Here is a 23,144-nt window from a genome sequence, read left to right on the forward strand (position 1 = left end):
AAAGGTTTAATCGGGAAGATAATTATCTTTTAAAGAATCGCTCAACGAGCGCTTTTTTCAGACCAAACTCCAGACAAAGCACATTAAAGACTAGGAAAGTAAGAAAAGAAGAAGTATCAACATTGATGACATCTCCTTGCATAACGCGCCATAACATCCCTCCAAAGACAAACAGGAACGTCAGAAAGATCGCATTCCGAACAGCCGAATTACGAATCTGCACCGTTTCACGACTTTCATGCTTACTAAAAGCAAAGATTATCAATAAACATCCTGCCATCATCAGCAACTTTGTACATTCTTTATAAAACAACAGATTTCTGTCGGTCACCATCCCTTGCATCACCAGAATAAAAGGAATGAACAGAGCTACCAACAAGACAACATATCCCAAAGGACGACAATAGACAGGTAATAATGCTTTCATAATTGAATGATTGAACGTTTTAACGAGACAAAAGTAAGCAAAAAAGATAATTTTATATACATTTGCAGACAGAAAAGCAAAAGAATCATGAGTAAACAAGAAGTTATTCTCTGTGAAAGCTTGGAAACAAGCCTGCACCGTGCCATCGAACAGTGTCCGCACGACAAATTATTCATTCTTACAGACGAGCATACCCGCTCTCTCTGTCTCCCTTCCCTAAAGGAAACATCATTGCTGAAAGAGGCTGTTGAAATATGTATCGGAGCCGAAGACGTACATAAGACGTTGGATACACTCGCCTCCGTCTGGATGGCATTAAGCACGCAAGGAGCTACCCGCCACTCTCTGCTTATCAATCTCGGAGGGGGGATGGTTACGGATTTGGGTGGCTTTGCCGCAGCCACTTTCAAACGTGGTATTGCTTATATCAATATACCCACTACCCTATTGGCTATGGTGGACGCGTCTGTCGGCGGTAAAACAGGAATCAACTTCAACGGACTGAAGAACGAGATCGGCTCATTTTTTCCGGCCAACAGTGTGCTACTCGAAACAGAATTCCTGCGCACACTGGATGCGCATAACTTCTTTTCCGGATATGCAGAAATGCTGAAACACGGTTTGATCAGCAACGTAGAACATTGGGCAGAGTTACTCAGTTTCGATACCATCAATATCGACTATGCCGCTCTCAAAAGGCTGGTTGGCAAGTCGGTGCAAGTGAAAGAAGAAATAGTGGAACAGGATCCCTTCGAACGTAACATTCGTAAAGCATTAAACCTGGGGCATACGGTAGGACACGCATTCGAAAGCATGGCATTGGCGGAAAACCGTCCGGTACTGCATGGTTATGCAGTCGCCTGGGGAATTGTATGTGAATTGTACCTGTCCCATACTAAAGTCGGTTTTCCGAAAGAGAAAATGAGACAGACAATCCGGTTTATCAAAGACAATTATGGAGTATTCACTTTCGACTGCAAGAAATATGAACAACTATACGCATTCATGACACATGACAAAAAAAATACTTCAGGAACAATTAATTTCACATTATTGAAAGACATCGGAGACATCTGTATCAACCAGACTGCCGATAAGGATACCATCTTTGAAATGTTGGACTTTTACCGTGAATGTATGGGAATTTAATTCCCTTAGCCCAAGTGAGACATTCGATACTGAGAAAGCGACATTCCCGTATGTTTTCTGAAGAAACGTCCTAGCGAAGACTGGTTGGCAAAATTTGTCCTAATGGCTATCTCCTGAATATTCATATTTGTATTCTTCAACAGTGTTTTTATTTCCAATATGACGTATTCAACGATCCAGTCTTTCGCAGACTTTCCGCTCGTCTCCTTGATAACCATAGTCAGATATTTGGAAGTGATACAAAGTTTATCCGCATAAAAGGCCACATCCTTATTCTCTTTAAAATGCTTCATGATAAGCTCGAAGAATTTATTAGCCAACTCTTCCTTACGTATATCTTTCCTATCAGTCTTCAAAGTAGCTTCCTTCTGATAAGCGTTGAACAGCTCGAGATACAGATATCGCAGCAGATGAACTATCAGTTCCCGTCTATATATATCCTGAGATGTAACTTTTCCTTTTATCATCCCCAGAAAATTATAGATCCGAAGAACATCAGATTCCGTCTGCGAATACCAATAATGGTTTCGCATATAAAAGAAAAAATGTGGAGAAAATCGGGGAGCTCCACTTAACGCATCGCTAAACAAGGAAGATGATATGACCATTGTTACAGTCAAGAAATCTTCGCTAGGATCACTAAATGAGACAAACTGTCCGGGCAACAGTATTATCAGTTCCTTCGGCTGTATCCAATGTACGTCCTCATGTACAGTAAGTTTCGCTTTTCCCCTCAAACTATATACAATCAAAGCAGATTGGATATTGGAAGGATAGGAAGTCAGAGGAAGGTATTTTAGATTCTGGTAAAATTTAAAGTCATCACCCAAAACATATATCTCTAATGTCTCTGTATTATTAATGTCTAACATTTAACGCCTTTCTAATCTAAACTAGTCTTTTCTACAAATGTATAACATCCCCTTATACCAAAGCACTATCAGTGGAATTATGGTATTATTCTACAGAAATAATATACCTGTTATTTACATTAATTCATAAACAAAACTACTGGTGAATTGTTTATCCGTACCTCGACACTTTAAACCTGCCATACCTCATTTATCCTCTACCAAACATAAGAAAAGATTTAAAACCGCACAAAAAAAATCACCGCACAATAAAATTCAAAGAATTTATTTGCTAATTAAAAATAAAGCACTACTTTTGCATCCGCAATTCGGGGTGTAGCTCAGCCCGGTTAGAGTACGCGTCTGGGGGGCGTGTGGTCGCTGGTTCGAATCCAGTCACCCCGACATTGAGAATCAGCCATTTACAAACAGTAAGTGGCTGATTTATTTTTTAGAGGAACACATTTGGAACAATAAACCCGTATTTATCAAGAATAGCCCTATAGTAATGAAAGAAGATCCGAAACATATCCGAATCAGTGAATACAACTATCCGTTGCCGGATGAACGTATCGCCAAGTTTCCGTTGCCCGTTCGCGACCAGTCCAAATTACTGATCTACCGCCACGGTGAAGTGAACGAAGACATTTTTACTTCTTTACCTGACTACTTGCCTAAAGGAAGCCTGATGATATTCAATAACACGAAAGTCATCCAGGCCCGTCTTCATTTTCGGAAAGAAACAGGTGCGTTGATTGAAGTGTTCTGCCTTGAGCCGATTCAGCCCAATGATTATGTACTGAACTTCCAGCAGACGGAACACGCCGCATGGCTGTGCATGATCGGCAATCTGAAGAAATGGAAAGACGGGGAACTGAAACGGGAAATGACAGTGAAAGGATTTCCCATCACTCTGACCGCAACGAGAGGAGAATGCAGAGGGACCAGCCATTGGGTAGACTTCACCTGGAATAATGCGGAAGTTACTTTTGCCGATATTCTTGAAGTATTCGGAGAACTCCCTATTCCACCCTATTTGAATCGGAATACGGAAGAGAGTGATAAAGAAACTTATCAGACGGTTTATTCGAAGATAAAAGGATCAGTCGCCGCCCCTACCGCCGGACTACATTTCACTCCACAGGTATTGGATGCACTGCAAGAGAAGGGAATCGAACTTGAAGAACTGACCCTGCACGTAGGTGCGGGAACCTTCAAACCTGTAAAGAGTGAAGAGATTGAAGGTCACGAGATGCATACGGAATACATATCAGTCAACCGGAGTACCATCAAGAAACTGATCGACCATGACGGTTGTGCTGTCGCCGTAGGAACAACTTCTGTGAGAACACTTGAAAGCCTTTACCATATCGGAGTCACTCTCGCAGAGAATCCGGACGCAACGGAAGAGGAACTACACGTCAGACAATGGCAACCTTACGAGAAGTACGACCAGATACCTCCGGTAGTTGCCCTGCAGAAAATACTGGGGTATCTCGACCGCCACGGCATGGAAACACTTCACACCAGTACTCAGATTATCATAGCACCGGGATATGATTATAAAATCGTAAAGGCGATGGTTACCAATTTCCACCAGCCTCAAAGTACCCTGCTGCTTTTGGTTTCCGCTTTTGTAAAAGGCAATTGGCGGACGATCTACGACTATGCCTTAAGCCACGATTTCCGTTTCCTTAGTTATGGAGACTCTTCTTTATTAATACCATAATCCCCCGAATACAAAAACAATGGCACAGAGCGATAATAACCAAGAAATGTTCCCTATCGTAGATGAGCAGGGAAATATCACCGGAACCGCTACACGCGGAGAATGTCATAGCGGCAGCAAGTTGCTCCACCCGGTCGTCCACCTTCATATATTCAATGCCAACGGAGACTTGTATCTACAGAAGCGTCCCGAATGGAAAGATATCCAACCGGGAAAATGGGATACAGCCGTAGGCGGACATATTGATTTGGGTGAAAGCGTAGATATCGCTCTCAGTCGAGAAGCAAATGAAGAATTAGGTATCACAGATTTCACTCCCGAACGGCTTACCAGCTATGTATTCGAGTCCGAACGTGAAAAGGAGCTTGTCTTTGTCCACAAGACCGTTTATGACGGAGAAATTCATCCCAGTGACGAACTGGATGGCGGACGGTTCTGGACAGTTGAAGAAATAAAAGAGAATCTGGGCAAAGGGATTTTCACTCCCAACTTCGAAGAAGAATTGCAGAAAGTCTCTCTTATACCTTCTCTATCCAAGTAATTGTTTCTTCGGATAAAAAACACAGGCGGAAACTACATTGAAAAGCAGCAACGAACACTTACTATGTCTGTTCGAAAGTTATGATTACCCTACTCAAGGCATCGATTTATGGTTTGACAACCAAACATTAAAACGCGGACCAATGCAATCATCGCAAATCGTAACTCTTCTTTGCGACAATCTGCGTTAATCCGCGTTTCTACTATAAGGCAGGCGATTAATTATTTCTTCGCCAATTCATTGATTACATCCATTATCTTCTGTCCGATTTCTTCGGCAGCCTCCATAGTAGAAGCTTCGCTATATACACGGATAATCGGTTCTGTATTACTCTTACGCAAATGTACCCATTTGTCTGCGAAGTCAATCTTCACACCGTCAATATCGTTGATTTCCTCGTTCTTATAGATTTCCTTCACTTTAGCGAGAATAGCGTCCACGTCAATTTCCGGAGTCAGATCGACACGGTTCTTCGCAATGAAGTAAGGAGGATAAGTAGCGCGAAGTTCGCTTACCTTCTTTCCTTCGTGAGCCAGATGGCTAAGGAATAAAGCGATACCTACCAAAGCGTCACGACCGTAATGGCTGGCAGGATAGATCACTCCACCATTTCCTTCACCACCGATAACAGCATTGGTTGCTTTCATCTTCGTTACAACGTTTACTTCACCAACGGCAGAAGCATTGTATTCCATACCGTATTTACGGGTTACATCACGCAGGGCACGAGTAGAACTCAAGTTGGATACCGTATTGCCCGGAGTATGCTTCAGCACATAGTCGGCAACAGTAACCAATGTATATTCTTCACCGTACATCACACCGTTTTCGCAAATCATTGCCAGACGGTCAACGTCAGGGTCTACCACAAATGCCACATCCGCTTTTCCCCCTTTCATCAAGTTCATGATGTCTCCGAGATTCTTTTCAAGCGGCTCCGGGTTGTGCTGGAAGTTTCCGGTAGGTTCACAATATAGTTTCTCTACATGTTTCACACCCAAACGTTCGAGAAGTTCGGGAAGAATGATGCCGCCTACTGAGTTTACACAGTCAATAGCCACACGGAAATCAGCTTTCTTGATAGCTTCAACGTCTACCAGGTCAAGAGCCAATACGCTGTCGATATGTTTTTGATTGTAGGTAAGATCCTTGCGATAAGAGCCCAAGTGATCAACATCGGCATAGTCGAACTCTTCAGCTTCGGCGATACGAAGTACCTCATTACCTTCCGCCGCATTCAGAAACTCACCATGTTCATTCAGTAACTTCAGTGCATTCCACTGTTTCGGATTATGAGAAGCTGTCAGAATAATACCGCCACAGGCGCCTTCCATCGTTACAGCGAGTTCTGTAGTCGGAGTAGAAGCCAAGTCAATGTCCACTACATCCCAGCCCATTCCCATCAAGGTACCGACTACTACGTTTTTTACCATTTCACCGGAGATGCGGGCGTCACGTCCCACAACGATCTTGTTACTCTTTACCGTACAAGTCTTACGGATTAAAGTAGCATAAGCCGAGGTGAATTTCACGATGTCGAGCGGATTTAATCCTTCGCCCGCTCCTCCGCCGATAGTTCCGCGGATTCCAGAGATAGATTTGATTAGAGTCATAGGTTCTTTACTTAAAGATTTATTTAAATGTTAGTGTTTCTAGCTTCGTGCTTTACGGAACTCAGTGATATCATAGAAGTAAGGAGTTACGTACTGTTGAGCAGAAGTATGTCCCATCTTTGAAGGAACGATCAGACGCACGTGGGCATTGTCACGCAGGTAAGGCAATGCCAAAAGCCATCCTTGAGGTACGGCCGTACTGGCGTAATAGGACGACCAGACATAGTCCATTTCGATGAATGTACCGGCTGAATAAGTGTCTGTCTTCACATAACGGAATACGGCAGGATAGGCATACAGCTGTGAAGCGTCCATATACTCTTCCATAGGTATATTAAAAGCCGCAAGTTCGCGTGTAGCGATGTTGGTCTCCGCATAACGGGTACAAACGATATTACCGTCTACGAACTTATCTTTTTCTTTGTCCTCGTCCGCATATTCTCCACCATTATCATCACCACGTCCACGGTCTATAATCTGCATATATATTCCCTCGCTAGTGAAAGACACGAATTCATCGTATGCGTCCCCATTCGCTTTCGCTTTCGTCACCGTATCATTCTTTTCGAATTCCTCGACTGAAATCACATGAATCGCACTATCTTTGATGAACTGGCTTACCGCATTCTTCTCATCTTCCAGCATTTCCGCGTATGTCTTCGAATCATCGCACGCCTGGAACAGACTTCCGGCAGTCAGCAAAGAGAGAAATAAAAATACAAGTTTCTTCATTATCTGTTATTTAGCTATATTCCGCACAAATGTATCTCAAAATCATTAAAAGTTGAAAGAGCAATGTTGAAAGTTCGTATCTTTTAACCTTTCCATATTCACTTTTAACCTTCCACCTTTAGCTTTTGGCTGTTAATAGAGACTTATATTTCTCAAGCGCTTTCTCGAAAACAGCTTTTGCCTCTTCCATCGTTCCGAAAAATTCACCTCCGGACGCGTTCAAGTGACCGCCACCGCTAAAGAATTCGGCTGCCAACTGATTGCACGGAAAAGTCCCGACCGAACGGAGGGAAATTTTAATCATCGGTTTCTCTGTATCTTCCCGCAAAAAGCAGGAAAAGCGAACGTTCTTAATGCTGAGAGGAATATTGACAAAGCCTTCACTATCTCCTTTTATATAGTGGAACTTGCTTTGTTCGGCTTTCGTCAGTGTAATTAAAGCCGAGTTACAATCCGAATAGACGGTCATGTTCGACAAGACATATCCCATCAGCCGCAAACGGCTCTCGGAATAGGTGTTGTACACCTTGCGATAGATATCGTCTTTATCAATGCCTTTGGAAAGGAGTTCGCTGATAATGAAGTAGATCTCCCGATTGTTGGAATTGTAGGTAAAACCACCCGTATCGGTCATCATGCCCGTATAGATACACTCGGCACCTTCTTTAGAAATATCGTCGAAATAGCCCATCCGGCAAATAAGGCGGAACACCAGTTCGGAAGTAGAAGAGATCTTCGGATAGGACATTGTTATCTTACAGAAGTCTTCAGGATACAAATGATGGTCTATCAGTATTTTACGCGCAGGAGAAGCAGCTACGGCATCCGCCATATCTTCGATACGTTTCAGCGCGTTGAAGTCCAGACAACAGATAACATCGGCCTCAGCAAGCAGTTTATCCGCAAACTCTTTATAGCGGTCATACAAAAGAATGTCCTTACTGCCCGGCATCCACTTGAGGAAATCGGGAAATGCATTAGGCACAATTACGTTCACTGTCTTTTCCTGAGAATCCAAGAAATGATATAATCCTAGTGATGAACCGATTGCATCACCGTCAGGAGATACATGAGATACTATTACTATTTTGTCAGCTCGCTCAAACCATTTAGTAAAATGGTCTATTTTAGCTTGTTCTATTACTTTCGTCAACATACTTTTTTTTCTTTATCAAGGTGCAAATGTACGATAATTCTTTGTACTTAGAGCAAAAAGCGGACAGAACCTTCTTCCGATAAGGAGATAAAACGTAAACCGTATTCCTTGCATTCCTCCTTAAAACAGTCTCTACGATACTCTGAGAGGGAGGCATCGAAGATGATACAACCGGGAAGAAAGAATTTGGTAAGTTCTTTCAATCGGCCGTCATAGCCTTTGCATAAGTAAAGATAATCAATATATAACGTGGGAGTCGTCGATTTGTTCCGCAACGTCTGCCAATGATTATCGTTTACAATACAGATATTACATCCATGAAATGATACAAGTTGCCGTTGTCGGGAAAATACGTCAGTCCGACAGTCGGAGGTGATTTCCGTCGGCGGTAAAAGATGCCGACGTTTCCAATAATTGGCTGTCACACGTTCCAATGCTTTTTTGTTCGGTAACGTGTCCGCATAACTTATCCAGGAATCTCCACTGCTTTCTATGCAATGAACCGCCGGACAACCCCGTACATTATAAAAGGCCAAACCTCTCTGCGGACGGTCTATCCAAACCATCGTAACATGATAAATACTTAATAAAAGAACGGAAAGAAGACAGAATAACAGGTTTCTAAGCCGCCTATGCAAACAGTAACAGACTGCTCCGAACAGGAAAACATAGATACCGCAAACTTCCAATTGATAAAGCCAGATTCCATCGACAGACGAGCAAGGAAGTTGCTCCACCCATCTCACAAAGAGGTTCAATCCCTCCAACAGTTTTCTGACACCTACCACTGCCCATATCTGAAGCCAAGGAAAAGGAGTCAGAAGAAGCATGAAAATAGCGGCATACAGGATAATAGTAATCAAAGGAATGACCAGCAGATTCGTCAAAAGAAAGTGTACGGAGAATCGGGAGAAGTAAAACATGACAAGCGGAGCAGTTCCTATCTGTGCGGCAATAGATACGCTCATCAGTCCCCAGACGGACTTCCCCACTCTGTTTCTTACAGCAAACAGGCGATAAACCGGCCTCTGAATCAATAAAATGGAGGCAACCGCAAGGAAGGAAAGCTGAAAGCCGACATCAAACAGTCCTGCCGGATTACAAAGCAGCATAAGCCATGCTGTCACAGCTAGTGTATTCAAGGAGAATGGTTGACGGCCGAATACATCTGCCAATGCCAGGATGGAGAACATGGTGACCGAACGGACTACTGAGGGAGAAAGTCCCGTAAAAAAGGCGAAAGCCCATAATAAGACTAAAAGAGACACGGAACGGACACATCTGCCGGTCCGCCCTTTTCGGGCAACAGGTCGTAGAATAAAGAAAAGAAAAGCATACAGAAGTCCGATGTGTAACCCAGATAGAGCTAGAATATGACTCGCGCCGGCTATCGAATAGCTTTCGCGAACAGATTCGCTTAATTCAGTCTTATCACCAATGGTCAAAGCAGACAGCACGGCTAGTTCATCTCCGGTAAAGCCTAATTGACGGTAAAGAGCTATCACTTTCTCACGGTAAGAATCGGCCAGACACCGAAGACGCAAATGAATCGTTCCGTTTGTCTGTACGGAACGCAGTGTTATCCATTTTCCGGCAGCGACATAGCCCGTCCCACTAATACCTCTTCGCATCAAGTAGCGGGCATAATCAAACTCATCGAAGTTCTTCTGATTAGCAGGTGGGGAAATGCGTGTAGAAACCAACAATTCATCCCCGCTCTTCAAGCAGGCGGCAGCTGAATCCTGTTTCAGATAGAGTATCGCTTTTCGCTCTACCGGATGACTACCGATAGAATCATAATATTCTTTCACAAGTACCCTGCAGAGCGATGTACGCTCCCTTGGTTGTGGAGTATCCGTTATCAGAACCCGATAAATTACGTCATCGTCAGGAAAGGTATATTGTGTTTGCCGCAGTTGCCAAGTTATTCCTGTCCATCCGCCCGCGAAACACAGGACTGTCAGGACTGCTCCGAAACACCAACGCTGCGAATAATGCTCACAGAAATGAAAGAGAAAAGCCAAGATTAACAGGAAGATGGAAACCGATACTCCCCAAAGAACATCCATCGAACAGTCGAAAAAGCGTTCTCCACAAAAAACGCCTGCTATCCAGGGGATAACCAGGCGCATATAAGGATATTGATGGATACAATAATTACAAGTCATGTAATTGATGAATCATCGCCTCCGGATCCGGTGCTGCAAAGACGGCATTACCTGCCACCAACGCATCGGCTCCCGCCTCAACCAGTCGGGCTCCTGTTTCCAAGTTTACACCACCGTCTACTTCAATCAGCGCTTTCGATCCTGTCCGTTCAATCAGGGCACGCAGCTCACGGACTTTCTCAACCGAATGTTCGATAAACTTCTGTCCGCCAAATCCCGGATTCACGCTCATGACAAGCACCATATACACATCCCGGATAATATCTTGCAGCAGAGCTACCGGAGTAGCAGGATTGATGGTTACGGCAGGCTGCATCCCCGCTTCCCGGATTTGCTGTATCACCCGATGCAAATGCGGACAAGCCTCATAATGCACATTCATCGTATGAGCGCCCAACGCCTTTACTTCAGGGATGAATTTTTCCGGATTAACAATCATCAGATGCACATCCAACGGTTTCTTACTCAACTTCGCTACATACTTCAATACCGGAAAGCCGAATGAAATGTTCGGGACAAAGACCCCGTCCATTATATCAATATGTACCCACTCCGCTTCACTGCGGTTTATCATTTCAATATCTTTCGCCAATTGTCCGAAATCGGCAGAAAGAATGGAAGGAGCAATAATCGGTTTCATAATTCTTCTATATTTAAGGTTTATCACTTCATCTTACAGCCGTCCGCCAAACGGTATCCACGAAGCAATTCATCTGTTTTCAAACGTTTCTTGCCGGGAAGCTGCAAGGAAAGAATGGATACAAACCCATCCGGCACGGCAACCTTTATATATTTCTTGCCATCCGTCACAACCGTTCCCGCAGAGAGCTGATGTGATTCGTACATCTTTTCAGTCTCGAAGATTTTCACCACTACCGCTTCATTTTCAGAAGCGACCAGTTCACTCCAAGCGGCGGGATAAGGCGATAATCCACGAATAAAGTCGTACACCTTCTTCACCGGTTGATTCCAATCAATCCGGCAAGTATCTTTGAATATCTTCGGAGCCGGACGGAGTTCACCGACAACCGCCATTTCTTCTTGAGGAATCGGTTTTACCGTTCCATTCAATATAGCATCTACCGTTTCAAGAACCAGTTCCCCTCCCAACATCATCAATTTGTCATGTACCACTTCCACATTGTCTGTATCCGCAATAGGCACACGTACCTGCTGAATAACCTCTCCCGTATCAATCTCATGTTTCAGGAAAAACGTAGTGATTCCTGTCTCCGTGTCACCATTGATCACCGCCCAATTGATGGGAGCAGCTCCACGATATTGAGGAAGCAGAGAAGCATGAAGGTTAAACGTACCCAGTCGCGGCATATTCCAGACCACCTCCGGCAACATCCGGAAAGCAACCACAATCTGCAAGTCGGCTTTCCATTCGCGCAAGGCCTCCACAAAAGCCTCATCTTTCAACTTCTCAGGCTGAAGCAACGGTAAGTTCCGCTCCAACGCATATTGCTTGACCGGAGAATACTGTATTTTATGTCCGCGTCCGGCAGGCTTGTCGGGCATTGTGATCACACCCACTACATTATAACCGCCTTCCACCAACTGACGCAAGGCCTCTACCGCAAAATCGGGAGTACCCATATATACTATTCTTAAGTCTTCTTTCTTCATAATCCAACTATGTTATCATTAAAACGCAAAGTCTAGTCTTCCGAGAAATGTACCAGCACCTGCCGATATGAGTTAAATATCTTCGATTTAGAGACAAAGCCCTCATAGCGTCCCTCCTCGTCCACCACCGGAAGATTCCAGGCTTTCGTATCGTCAAACGTCTGCATTACCTGTTCCATTCCGTCCGTATCGAATATCTTGGCAGGTGCGGATGTCATCAATTTGTTAACAGTGAAACGATGATAAAGTTCTTGTCGGAACATGATGTTACGGATGTCATCGAGCAGGACAATACCCAACAGTTCGCCCGTTTTTTTATCCGTTACCGGGAACACATTCCGATGGGAAGCGGCAATCGCTTTCACCAGCTCGCCCAAATCCATCTCCGGATGTACAACTACAAAATCCTTCTCCACCACATTCTCCATCTTCATCAATGTCAACACAGCCTTGTCTTTGTGATGCGTAATCAGCTGCCCCTTCTTTGCCAGACGCATGGAATATATACTATGAGGCTCAAATGCGATAATCGTCAGGTATGAGCTAACGGATACAATCATCAGTGGAAGGAACAAATCGTATCCACCCGTCAGTTCGGCTATCAGGAATACTCCCGTCAGAGGAGCGTGCATGACACCGCTCATGACTCCCGCCATTCCCATCAAAGCAAAATTCTTCTCCGGCAAATAAGCGGAGAAAGTAAAGTCATTACTGAAATGGGAAAAGACGAATCCGGCGATACACCCTAAATAAAGCGAAGGGGCAAAGATACCACCGCAACCGCCACCGCCATTCGTCGCGCTAGAGGCAAATACTTTCAACAGAATGATCAACATCAGATAGACCAGCAGCAGATTGCCATAACCATAAAACATGGAGTTGTTCATCACCGTATCCCATTCGGCTGTGGAAGTTCCGTTCAGCAACAGCTCAATCGTATCGTATCCTTCACCGTAGAGAGGCGGGAAAAGGAAAATCAACACACTCAACATCACACCGCCGAAAGCAAGTTTCTTATAGGGATTATTGAGCTTGCCGAACACGCCCTCCACCGAATTCATGGCACGTGTGAAATAAAGCGAAACCAAACCACAAAAGATACCCAGCAGGATGACATAAGGAATACGTTCCAATTCGAACGCCTGATCGAGGTGGAATTTAAACATAGCCTCCGTACCGGTAGTAATATAGGAAACGGTAGCTGCCGTGACCGCAGAAATCAGCAACGGAAGCAGGGACGACATGGTAAGGTCAATCATCAGAACTTCCAATGTAAATACCAATCCCGCAATCGGTGCTTTAAAGATACCGGCAACCGCACCCGCCGCACCACAACCTACGAGCAACATCAATGTACGGTGCTCCATCTTGAACACACTTCCCAGATTGGAGCCGATAGCGGAACCTGTCAAGACGATAGGCGCCTCCGCCCCAACCGACCCACCAAAACCGATAGTTATCGCACTGGCAATGATAGACGACCAAATATTATGTCGTTTGATGCGTCCCTGTCGGCGGGAAATGGCATACAGAATCTTTGTGACTCCATGACTGATATCGTCTTTAACAATGTTGCGTACAAACCAGCCTGCCAGGAAAATTCCGACTACCGGATATACCAGATACAAATAGTTAGCTTGGGTCACGTTGAAATTATCGGTCAGGAAATTCTGTATCTGATGGATAAAGAATTTCAATATTAATGCGGCAAACGCTGTAAAGATACCGACCAGAAAACTTAATATAAGGATAAACTGCTTTTCCTTTATATTCGCTTCCCGCCACTTGATACAACGCTGTAATAAACTCAATTTTTCTTCTTTCATTTATTCGCGAATTATCTTAATCACTCCACCTTTGTCCAACTTAATAATGCTTGAGGGTTTCGGCCGACTCAGATCCTCTTGACGGAAACCGACGATATAGTCCACCGCCGACTTGATTTCATCGCTGATCTCACTAAAATTCGCAGCTCCGGGCTGACCGCTCACATTGGCCGATGTGGAGACAATCGCTTTGCGGAATTGCTGGCAAAGCCTTTGGGAAAATTCTTCGTTTGTAACACGGATTCCCACACTGCCGTCTTCCGCCAACAGGTTCGTCGCTAAATTGCGCGCACCGGAATATATAATCGTCAACGGCTTGTCGGCAACTTCAATCAAGTCCCACGCTACAGCCGGTACATCCTGTACATAAAAATCCACCTTCACAGGACTGTCCACCAACACCAGCATAGCCTTGCTATCAGCACGTTTCTTAATCTCATACACACGGCGTACAGCCTCTTCATTAGTAGCGTCGCAGCCTATTCCCCATACGGTATCGGTAGGATAAAGAATCACTCCTCCTTCATTCATCACCTGACAGGCTTTTTTAATATCTTCTATCATTTCTTGATTAATTTCTGTTGAGAATAACACGCAAAAGTAGTACTTTTGCGCCAAATTCAAAAAGATTAAGTGAAAACAATGGAAGAAATCGTATTTCACCACACTCTGCCTATCCAGTTGCGCTTCAATGACGTAGACAAATTCGGGCACGTCAACAATACTGTTTATTTCTCTTTTTATGATTTGGGAAAGACTGAATACTTCGCCTCAGTATGTCCGGGAGTCGATTGGGAAAAGATGGGAATTGTCGTCGTTCACATCGAAGCGGACTTCGTCAAACAAATCTTCGCCTCAGACCACATCGCTGTGCAAACGGCTGTCTCCCAAATAGGCACGAAAAGCTTTCATCTCATCCAACGGGTCATTGACACCACAACGAATGAAATAAAATGTATCTGTAAGTCCGTCATGGTGACTTTCGACCTCGAAAAGCATGAATCCATCCCCTTGACAAAAGAGTGGATAGAGGCGATATGCAAGTATGAGGGACGGGATTTGCGAAAATGAGCCCAAACATTACAAAGGCAAACATCTGTTGATAATACTATCAAAATTACTGCCCCACTATTGCTTTTCACCAATTAATTTTGTATCTTTAGGACTCACGTCCGTTTGAAAATAGGTAGTCACCTTATAGAATGACATTTGTCACTTTATAAGGTGACTATTGTCATTCTACAAAGTGACCATTGTCCCCTTGTAAGGTGACGACTACCCGGCTACATAAAACCCCACTCTTTTTCGCACAGCAAGACCTTATTCTTCCCACTGCTTGAGGTTAAACAGCCGCCTCAAGATATTCGCCATATCCGTGTTATCTCTTCTGCCCGAATACAAATGAGCCTGTTTCCCTACAACATACAGAGGAACCGGAGCGCCTGTATGAGATTTGGTAGTCCACCCAATAGAGTCTTTTTTATCTAGCAAGGCGACCGCAGCCACCGCCAACGGCTCATCTTTAGCATAGAGGCTCACTATATCTTTTGATTTCTTCTTCAAGAAAGACTGCTGCTCATAGCATATCAACAGTTCCAACTCTTCACGTGGAGTAATCGTAATTTGTTCCCAAAAGCCCAGATTCTTCTTCAAGAAAAATTTCATCTCCTCCCAAGAAGGAATGGCAACAGCACTTTTCATTTTCCGCATAGCATTGGCCAAAGCTTCTTGCGAACACTGCTGGTATTTCTGCAATTCGATATTCAAGTTTGTGCCAGAATTTCCCAATCCTAAACCTCCGGTTTCATGGTCAGCAGTTACAAGAATCAAGGTTTCATCGGGATGTTTCTTGTAGAATTCATAAGCCAGGCGGATACATTGGTCAAAGTCGATAGTTTCCGTAACAACCGTAGCCGCATCATGGGCATGAGCCGCCCAATCTATCTTGCCACCCTCTAGCATCATAAAATTACATAGTTAGTCGTCTTTTCTCCCGTCGCCAAAGCTGTGGCAGCCGCCGAAGAGCAAGTTATCAAGTGAGAGGCCGACCGTGTGCACACTTGTGTCATCACGGGAAAAGTAGAGAACAGTAGTGAACGCTCACCGGTATCTGTACCGACTTTCTCCGCATATATCTGCGAAGCTTCCACATGATTGAACCCCATCCCGTCACCGATAAATAAAAATATGTATTTCGGCGCCTGCGCTCCGTATGCCAATGTAGCGCAGACTAGCAGTAGCCCGAACAAAACAGGCCTCATAGGTCTTGTCATCCTGTCTTTCATTTTATATCTATATTAAAAAAGGTTAGTCATAAATATGTTAGTCGTGAATATAAAGGATATTAGGTACCGTACGTTCTCCACGATGGTCGAAACGCTTATTGTCGCAGGGGTAGTTAACGATTCCATTATCCGGTGCACCGGACAACCAAAGAGTAGTAGAACCTCCTCCATCAAGATTGATCGCATCTTTGCCTCCCAGGATTCGGATCAGATGCGCCAATTCCGGGATACTTACCCCTCCGGCATGTTTCGGGAAACGTCCGTCCACGGTTATGAATAGTATCTTTCCGTCTTTGGTAAGGGCTACCGCACTACGGGGATGCTTAGTCCGGATAAAGTCTTTCTCGCATAAACTCCAGTCGCAATAGCGACCGTCTTTCAACATCAACGGCCCGGAGGCCAATACGATACCTTTTTTCCCTTTATATTGCTTTTCTATCTGTCTATTCCAAGAGATTATCTTCATTTTTCCCTTGCGGATACTAACGGCTCCGGTGACACGTCTCGCAAACTCACCCAAAGTAGTAGTATCTACCACCTGGCGGTCTACTTTAAGGAAACAGACCGAGTTCCCTCGCTTCATATCAAAGTAAGAACCGTTTATAGCTGCGATAGCGCCCTGTTCCGAAGCCATTCTACTTGTTTCTCTCATCTTATCCGAGACGGTTACACCGACTTTCAATCCTGCACCGGGATCAATTTCTATCAGGCTGATAGATTGGGGGACCTGATATAATTGAGGAATGGAAACATACTTATGGATAATCCCTTTTTGGGGACTTTCTATCTTCCATTGCGCAGATACGATTGCCAGCGAATCCGATACAGTTTGCCCTTTTACTATTCCCAAAGAGCATACAGCCAAGACAATGCCGAGTAACAAGTTTCTTTTCATCATAAACAGATTAATAAATGTGTTAAGTATAATAAATCAATTAAGTTATTTTATTCAGTGAGGTTATTGCCTTTCAATATCCAGTCCTTTTTTCGAGTAGCATACTGCGACCAAGCTTTGATATCCGAAGGAATTTGCCCGCTCAACTGGTTATCATTTACTCTAAATATCCCTTTAGAACCACTCTTCTCGATCACAATTCCATATCCATAAGGGATACTTCCATTGAATCCATTGTCATAGACCATAAATTCCATCAAGTTTTTCCAAGTAGTCGGTTTATTACTGCCATCTAACGGAATCACCGGAAGAGAGCCACTCAGATCATTACAATATGCTTTAATCGTGACAATGCCCGGAATCTTAATCAACGGATCCAGATTTCCGCTAAAAGAATTTTCAAATCCGGCGGGAGTTGCTGTCGGATGATTGGATATATTAAAGCTGGTCAATAATTGACATTCCCCCAAAGACTCCGGCAAACTGCCACCCGCCGCTGATTCAATAATCCACAAATTTGTCAATTGAGACAAATGTCCTATCTCTTCCGGAATACCTGTTATCTTTTGACGCTTGAACTTCAGCACTTTCAGTTCCGACAATTCACATAACGGAGTGATATCTCCCACAATGTTATTCGGTTCTTGAATATCAATCTGTACCACTCTCCCATTCTCAAATTTCACACCCGGCCAATGAGTCGCATTCGTTTCCAAAGGAGCGTCAAAGTTCCACTTCTTCACCCAATTATCTCCGTTCGCCCCCTCATAGAACATCCTCAAATAATCAATATCTTCCAACGGCTTCTTGTCCTGAGTAATGGTCAGCATATCGGTTACCCCGTTCGAGCCCTTCAAATACAGATAAGCGGTGCGGCCGTCTTCCACATCTTTATAAGGATCGATTTTAAGTTTCAGTTCCGATTCGTTCACAACACCGGGAGTGATCGGCTCACCATCGGTTATGTGTATCCAATCGCAGCCTTCCGACAATTCATACGTATAAGCAACCATCGTAGCAAAAGGAATCACTTCTTCTTCGTTCCCCTTAGCTCCCACTTTCAACGTACGCTTCTTCAAGGCAATGCCAATACCTTCCTGCACCACCTTCAACTTTATTTCAGCACCTTCCACGATCCAAGCGGATATTTCGGCTTCACGAGAGGCCACATCCGTATTCTTGGTCACCGACATTTTGAAGCTTCCGGATTTCAGTCCATTAGAGGTCAGCAAGTCAATCCATGCCGCAGAAGTCTTCACCCTCCAAGGGAGATTCGATTCGATATCCACTGTATATTCCTTTTCATCCAAAGGCAAATTCAATGCCTCATCCACAAATTTCAAGTCCGGTTCCGGCAGAGTCATACCCGTATCATCCGTAAAATCCTGACAACCCGACAAACCTATCAGCAAAGACAAAAGCCCGATTCTTCCGATACAGCTTTGTCCGCACAAAGATAGTATTCTATTTAGTATCATATATTCAGCTATTTAAAATTCAAACAATCAATTATCAGTCACAACCAGCAGTCCGTTTGCCACTTCCCTTTCTACTCCACCATTATCATAAGGCCAGTTGCGTATGGCAAAACGCCCGTCCTCAAATCCGGCAATCTTACGGATGATAAAAGTAGAAGAACCTCCTCCGTCGAGATTGATAGCGTTCTTTGCTCCTAACGCCTTCATCACCGCACCCATTTCAGCATATCTCATTCCGTTGGAGTACCAGAAGTTACGCCCGTCGGCAACGAGGATATAGACCACATTATCATCCGTCACTCCGATAGCGGTTCTCGGTTCCAATGCGGTTACCGTCTGAGGAAGCACATTCCCGTTTGTCATCAGACGCACACGCCCTCCCACAGCTTCCTGAATATTCTCTTTGTACGAATCATATTCATCATACGAGCCGATGATCGCTCTCTTGTTTTTCGTAATGGCGAAGAAAGTACAAACGTTATCAGTCATCGTACCTTTCAGACAAGTACCATTCCGGTAGTAGATTCCTTGCGGTGTTCCATCCTTTGCAAAGAAATCACCGTTCACGGCAGCCAATACCCTGCTGCCGGACTTATCATATGCCAAAGCCGCATCACGGGACACATAATAATAGCTGGACGATGTGCCGAGAAAGGCAAGTGCCGTCTGCAGTTCTTCTTCGATAAAGCTCCATACCGCCTCTTCCGAATCGCGGAAAGGCTTTTCCATCGTATTCACTTTCTGAATAGGGACACCACCCCAACGAGTCACCAGTGCATGATAAATGTATGCCCTGAAATAATGCGCTTCGCCGATAATCAGATTCCGCAGTTCCGATTCAGGGAGAGATTCGACGATAGAAAGTACATTATTCACCTGATAAAGGGCATTATAATATCCATTCCAACTATTGGATACGATTGAATTCAACGAAGAGAGCACTGAGTTGATCAAGTCCTTCGCATTCCCAGTGCTTTGCGTCAAGTCACCGCCCAATATATCAAAAGTAATGTAAGATTCCCTCGTTGGAGAGTTCTGTACCTTATTGTACATTCCCATACGCAAAGCGGAGAGATCTTGGGAAGTCACGCTTCCCGGCGATACTGCGGAATGAGACTCAATATCCAGCATACCGCTACACGAAGTCAGCAACAGGCAACCGATAAATATATATATAATCTTTTTCATCATTGTGAGCATTTATGATTAGAAACTAAGGTTTATTCCGAAATTGACCGAACGGGAAGGCGGCACTCCGTAAAGATCGACTCCGAAGTACTGCGGATCCATATTCTTACTCACTTCAGGATCCCAACCGGAGTATTTGGAAAACAACAGTAAGTTATCCCCCTGAACATACAGGCGAAGTCCTTTCATCCGGATCTTCTGCAACATCACTTGCGGGAAAGTGTAACTGAATGTCAACGAACTTATCATTATAATTGAAGATATTCTCTATCAATATGTTCTTTACCAGACGATTGTACTCAACGATACGTCCGCCACCGGCTCCATACGGATGGTTCTCATTATAATAAACATAGTCATACGTATATCCGATATCGGTACTGACGGAGTTTTTCAAGCTGAATTTCTTATATTTCAGGTCAGCGTTGAATGTACCCAGATAACGGTACGTGTCAATATAGGACACTTCCTCGTTCAATATCTGAAGCGGATTGTGACGCGTCAGCTCGTCGGTTCCTCCCAAATAATAGTCATCGTTCGGCTTGTACGGACGGTCGAAAGGACGCTGTTCCACAGCACGGGCCACGATAGTAGAACCAATATTGGCACCCGGCACCCGGTTATTTTTCAAATAATTGCCACTAACATTGGCGCCGACTTCCAACCATGAAGTCATTTCATGACTGATTTTCGCCTTCAAGTTGATTTTGGTTATATCGTTCGTTTTGATAATGCCCTCCTGATAATTGTAATTCGCTCCAACGTAAAACTTCGTTTTCTTGCTGCCACCGGAGAAAGACAGGTCTACATTATAAGAATGCCCTACCTGAGTAATCAGATCCAACCAGTCCGTATCCGGCATTCCCTGAAAAGGATTTGAGATAGGAACGACATAACCGGAAGTCCCTACGGTATATCCGTTCTGACGATTGTAGCGTTCCACTCCGTCATTATAGGTCTCTACGTACAAGTCGGAATCCGCATATTTGATACGTCCTTTATTGGCAAATTTAGAGATACCCGTACTGACATTCAAACGAATGTCCGAACGGCCTTCCTTACCGGATTTGGTCGTTATCACAACTACACCGTTGGTAGCCCGGGATCCGTAGATAGCGGCAGAAGCCGCATCTTTCAGAACCTCAATGGATTCGATATCTGTCAGATTCAACACTGCCATCGAACTTAGATTCTCTCCCATGTTAAATAGAGAAGCGTTGCTGTTGAGAATAGGTATCCCGTCCACTACATAAAGCGGTTCATTGCTGGCGCTCAATGAGGCGGCTCCACGAATACTCATCCGTTCGGAACTTCCCAAGTTGCCGGAACCTGTCGATACCGTAACCCCCGCTACTCGTCCCTGTAACAGTTCGCTCGGGCTAAGCACCGGACGCATATTCGATTCTGTCGGTTTGAAGGAGCTGATAGCATTAGTTACCAATGCCTTGCGCTGTGTTCCGTAGCCTACCACAACTACTTCATTCAATGCTTTTGAATCTTCACTCAACGTGACATTGATGTTCTGTTGCGCTTTCACCGGATATTCCATACTCTTATATCCCAAAAAAGAAAAGACCAATGTTGCATGCTCGGGCACTTCAAGGCTATATTTACCGTTTATATCGGTAATGGTACCGATCGTAGTACCCTTCACGGTCACATTACATCCCACAACAACTTCACCGGAAGTTTCCTTCACGAGTCCGGTTATTCTTTTCTTGTGTTGTGTGGGAGTCCGTCCCTCCACTTGCTTCTTCGTAAGAATGATGTGCTTTCCTTCCATCGTGTAGGAGAACTCCGTACCTTTCAACGCATCCATCAACAGACTTGCCACCGTCCCGTTCGGAGTGGAAATAGCCACTTTGCGTTTCAGGCTAACCTCACGTTCGTTGTAAATAAACAAATAGTCCGTTTGCTTTTCAATCTGTCTGATAATCTCAGCCAGTGTTGCGATTCCTTTATTCATTCTAACCTTCTGATTTTGCGAATAACTATTCACGGAATACGCCTCAAAAATGATGAATAACAGGAAAAAGACAGTCAACCTCATAATTCTTAAAATTTGAGTACAGTGTGTTTTTCTATGGGCAATACACCCACACTAAAGATTATTTTTCATATCTTTGCTTCGAGTTATTAAGTTAATACATAAAGATTTGTAACAGATGCGAGTCTTTCTTGTTGACTTCTCACATATCGGTAAGTGTTGCAGCACTTACCGATATTTCTGTTCTGGACGGGCCGGTTCTCTTGCTCTCATTTTCTGTGTTTTTTAGATTAAGTACTAGGGTTAATAGATAATTATCTGATTGTTCTCTTCATCCAAAGTATAGTCGAAGCCGACATACTTCTGCAATACCTTTACCACGTGCTCTATCCCTTCTTTCTGACGGAATTTACCCGTACACGGACGGGAGGCAATTTCAATGTTCTTATTGATAATCCGCACTTCATAATATTGCTCCAGTTTCTTGAATACAGCTTCCAACGGTTCATTCTTGAAAGAATAAACACCTATCCTCCACAAGAAAGCATGATCTGACGTAAAGGCTTCCTTACAAAGTTTCCCATCTCTCGTTTCTACTTTCTCATTAGGTTGCAGTGTGACTTCATTCTGTGTATCGGGTTGATACACGGTAACCTTACCTTCTATCAAAGAGGTTTCAAACAGATCGGAATCCGGATAGGCGGAAACATTGAACGTGGTTCCCAACACTCTGACGTTATATTTCTCCGTTTCAACAATAAAAGGATGTTTCTCATCACGCGCTACCTCAAAATACCCCTCTCCCTCCAAAATCACTTTCCTCTCTTTGGAGTGGAATCCGGCAGCCGGATATTTTAAAATGGAGTTCGAGTTCAACCAAACGGTTGTTCCATCAGCCAGAACCAGACTGGCTCTTTGTCCTGCGGGAACAGTCATCACCTGCATCTCTGTAGAATGTTCCAACCGGTACTCCTGATATTCTTTATGAAGAATAAAGGCAAACATAGCAACAACAACGGCTATCTTTATGGAGGTCCGGAGATAATGAGTCACGGTCTTTTTCTTTCCCGGTTTTTCTTCCTTCAGATTAGCATTCCAGACAGTCGCATCATAGATATGGCGTAGTTGCATCAACTGCTCACGGTGTTCTTCGTTCTCTTTCAGCCAACGTACCACTTCCTTCTTTTCTTCGGGAAGTACATCACCGGCAATATATTTATTTAATAGTTTCGTGTCCATACGGTTTTGAATTAAAATATCAGCAGTTTTCCGCCTTACATATATAAGACACGCCACTCACGAAGTTCACTAGTGGAAAAATGAAAAAAGTTAGAAAAAGAGGAAAGAGGAAAGGTAATCCTTGAGACAGCAGCGTTGATAATACTCTAGATAGATATCATCAAATGGCATACTAGTGTTTATTGTATTATCCAGTCTTCTCATTTTAGCAGTTTCTCATCTATTCAGCTTTTCGTTAACGAAACAAA

The 23,144-nt window shown here is 44.0% G+C and carries 21 protein-coding genes and 1 tRNA gene; 5 read left to right on the top strand and 17 right to left on the bottom strand.

Going from position 1 to position 23,144, the window contains the following annotated elements; genetic code table 11:
• Positions 1 to 22: 22 nt before the first annotated feature.
• Complete coding sequence (locus tag BACFIN_RS16410; RefSeq protein WP_007749253.1) at positions 23 to 427, bottom strand: hypothetical protein; 405 nt, start codon at positions 425 to 427, stop codon at positions 23 to 25.
• 87 nt (positions 428 to 514) lie between these two features.
• On the opposite strand from BACFIN_RS16410, the gene aroB reads away from it, so the two are divergent.
• The gene (gene aroB / locus BACFIN_RS16405) at positions 515 to 1,576 is read left to right on the top strand and encodes a 3-dehydroquinate synthase (protein WP_032839186.1); all 1,062 of its coding nucleotides are present in this window, start codon (positions 515 to 517) and stop codon (positions 1,574 to 1,576) included.
• A 5-nt stretch (positions 1,577 to 1,581) separates the two neighbouring features.
• Here aroB and BACFIN_RS16400 read toward each other — a convergent pair whose 3' ends face one another.
• Entirely contained in the window at positions 1,582 to 2,448 is an 867-nt protein-coding gene (locus BACFIN_RS16400; RefSeq protein ID WP_007749259.1) for a helix-turn-helix domain-containing protein, read from the bottom strand.
• A gap of 309 nt (positions 2,449 to 2,757) precedes the next feature.
• Between BACFIN_RS16400 and BACFIN_RS16395 the strand changes: the two genes are divergently transcribed.
• The 3 genes from BACFIN_RS16395 to BACFIN_RS16385 all read left to right on the top strand — a co-directional run bounded on the left by BACFIN_RS16395 (position 2,758) and on the right by BACFIN_RS16385 (position 4,697).
• Positions 2,758 to 2,832: transfer RNA gene (locus BACFIN_RS16395), tRNA-Pro, on the top strand.
• Between the two features lie 103 nt (positions 2,833 to 2,935).
• Positions 2,936 to 4,156: an S-adenosylmethionine:tRNA ribosyltransferase-isomerase gene (locus tag BACFIN_RS16390; RefSeq protein ID WP_007749262.1), complete on the top strand. Its 1,221-nt coding sequence runs from the start codon at positions 2,936 to 2,938 to the stop codon at positions 4,154 to 4,156.
• 19 nt (positions 4,157 to 4,175) lie between these two features.
• Positions 4,176 to 4,697, top strand: coding sequence for an NUDIX hydrolase (locus tag BACFIN_RS16385; RefSeq protein ID WP_007749264.1), 522 nt, complete (start codon positions 4,176 to 4,178; stop codon positions 4,695 to 4,697).
• A 221-nt stretch (positions 4,698 to 4,918) separates the two neighbouring features.
• Here the strand turns inward: BACFIN_RS16385 and glmM are convergent, their stop codons facing one another.
• The 8 genes from glmM to BACFIN_RS16345 all read right to left on the bottom strand — a co-directional run bounded on the left by glmM (position 4,919) and on the right by BACFIN_RS16345 (position 14,388).
• Positions 4,919 to 6,310 carry a phosphoglucosamine mutase gene (glmM, locus tag BACFIN_RS16380; RefSeq protein ID WP_007749265.1) on the bottom strand — a complete coding sequence of 464 codons (1,392 nt, stop codon included), beginning with the start codon at positions 6,308 to 6,310 and terminating at the stop codon, positions 4,919 to 4,921.
• A 39-nt stretch (positions 6,311 to 6,349) separates the two neighbouring features.
• The gene (locus BACFIN_RS16375) at positions 6,350 to 7,042 is read right to left on the bottom strand and encodes a DUF4827 domain-containing protein (RefSeq protein ID WP_007749266.1); all 693 of its coding nucleotides are present in this window, start codon (positions 7,040 to 7,042) and stop codon (positions 6,350 to 6,352) included.
• Between the two features lie 118 nt (positions 7,043 to 7,160).
• The gene (locus BACFIN_RS16370) at positions 7,161 to 8,198 is read right to left on the bottom strand and encodes a DHH family phosphoesterase (protein ID WP_007749269.1); all 1,038 of its coding nucleotides are present in this window, start codon (positions 8,196 to 8,198) and stop codon (positions 7,161 to 7,163) included.
• A 47-nt stretch (positions 8,199 to 8,245) separates the two neighbouring features.
• Entirely contained in the window at positions 8,246 to 10,330 is a 2,085-nt protein-coding gene (locus BACFIN_RS16365) for a ComEC/Rec2 family competence protein (protein ID WP_007749272.1), read from the bottom strand.
• 25 nt (positions 10,331 to 10,355) lie between these two features.
• Positions 10,356 to 11,006, bottom strand: a complete 651-nt coding sequence (gene rpe / locus BACFIN_RS16360) for a ribulose-phosphate 3-epimerase (RefSeq protein ID WP_007749283.1) — start codon at positions 11,004 to 11,006, stop codon at positions 10,356 to 10,358.
• Positions 11,007 to 11,029: 23 nt separating this feature from the next.
• Positions 11,030 to 11,998, bottom strand: a complete 969-nt coding sequence (fmt, locus tag BACFIN_RS16355) for a methionyl-tRNA formyltransferase (protein ID WP_007749285.1) — start codon at positions 11,996 to 11,998, stop codon at positions 11,030 to 11,032.
• A 32-nt stretch (positions 11,999 to 12,030) separates the two neighbouring features.
• A complete protein-coding gene (locus BACFIN_RS16350; RefSeq protein ID WP_007749286.1) occupies positions 12,031 to 13,824 on the bottom strand; it encodes a chloride channel protein in 1,794 nt (597 codons plus the stop codon).
• On the bottom strand, positions 13,825 to 14,388 hold the full coding sequence (locus BACFIN_RS16345; RefSeq protein ID WP_007749289.1) for an L-threonylcarbamoyladenylate synthase: 564 nt from the start codon (positions 14,386 to 14,388) through the stop codon (positions 13,825 to 13,827).
• 78 nt (positions 14,389 to 14,466) lie between these two features.
• Between BACFIN_RS16345 and BACFIN_RS16340 the strand changes: the two genes are divergently transcribed.
• Positions 14,467 to 14,895 (top strand): acyl-CoA thioesterase, encoded by a 429-nt coding sequence (locus tag BACFIN_RS16340; RefSeq protein ID WP_007749297.1) that lies wholly within the window; start codon positions 14,467 to 14,469, stop codon positions 14,893 to 14,895.
• Between the two features lie 249 nt (positions 14,896 to 15,144).
• Here BACFIN_RS16340 and BACFIN_RS16335 read toward each other — a convergent pair whose 3' ends face one another.
• The 7 genes from BACFIN_RS16335 to BACFIN_RS16310 all read right to left on the bottom strand — a co-directional run bounded on the left by BACFIN_RS16335 (position 15,145) and on the right by BACFIN_RS16310 (position 22,896).
• The gene (locus tag BACFIN_RS16335; RefSeq protein WP_007749298.1) at positions 15,145 to 15,789 is read right to left on the bottom strand and encodes an alkaline phosphatase; all 645 of its coding nucleotides are present in this window, start codon (positions 15,787 to 15,789) and stop codon (positions 15,145 to 15,147) included.
• Positions 15,786 to 16,109 carry an alkaline phosphatase gene (locus BACFIN_RS16330; protein WP_007749301.1) on the bottom strand — a complete coding sequence of 108 codons (324 nt, stop codon included), beginning with the start codon at positions 16,107 to 16,109 and terminating at the stop codon, positions 15,786 to 15,788. The genes BACFIN_RS16335 and BACFIN_RS16330 overlap by 4 nt, the downstream gene beginning before the upstream one ends.
• 37 nt (positions 16,110 to 16,146) lie before the next feature.
• A complete protein-coding gene (locus tag BACFIN_RS16325) occupies positions 16,147 to 17,004 on the bottom strand; it encodes a phosphodiester glycosidase family protein (protein ID WP_149923704.1) in 858 nt (285 codons plus the stop codon).
• A 50-nt stretch (positions 17,005 to 17,054) separates the two neighbouring features.
• On the bottom strand, positions 17,055 to 18,482 hold the full coding sequence (locus BACFIN_RS16320; RefSeq protein ID WP_007749309.1) for a BACON domain-containing protein: 1,428 nt from the start codon (positions 18,480 to 18,482) through the stop codon (positions 17,055 to 17,057).
• Positions 18,483 to 18,509: 27 nt separating this feature from the next.
• Positions 18,510 to 19,673, bottom strand: a complete 1,164-nt coding sequence (locus tag BACFIN_RS23190) for a phosphodiester glycosidase family protein (RefSeq protein WP_050761237.1) — start codon at positions 19,671 to 19,673, stop codon at positions 18,510 to 18,512.
• Between the two features lie 151 nt (positions 19,674 to 19,824).
• Entirely contained in the window at positions 19,825 to 21,636 is a 1,812-nt protein-coding gene (locus tag BACFIN_RS16315) for a SusC/RagA family TonB-linked outer membrane protein (protein ID WP_230325558.1), read from the bottom strand.
• Between the two features lie 324 nt (positions 21,637 to 21,960).
• The gene (locus BACFIN_RS16310; RefSeq protein WP_007749333.1) at positions 21,961 to 22,896 is read right to left on the bottom strand and encodes a FecR family protein; all 936 of its coding nucleotides are present in this window, start codon (positions 22,894 to 22,896) and stop codon (positions 21,961 to 21,963) included.
• Between the last annotated feature and the right edge of the window lie 248 nt (positions 22,897 to 23,144).

The sequence above is a fragment of the Bacteroides finegoldii DSM 17565 genome (genome assembly GCF_000156195.1).
GTDB classification, from domain to species: domain Bacteria; phylum Bacteroidota; class Bacteroidia; order Bacteroidales; family Bacteroidaceae; genus Bacteroides; species Bacteroides finegoldii.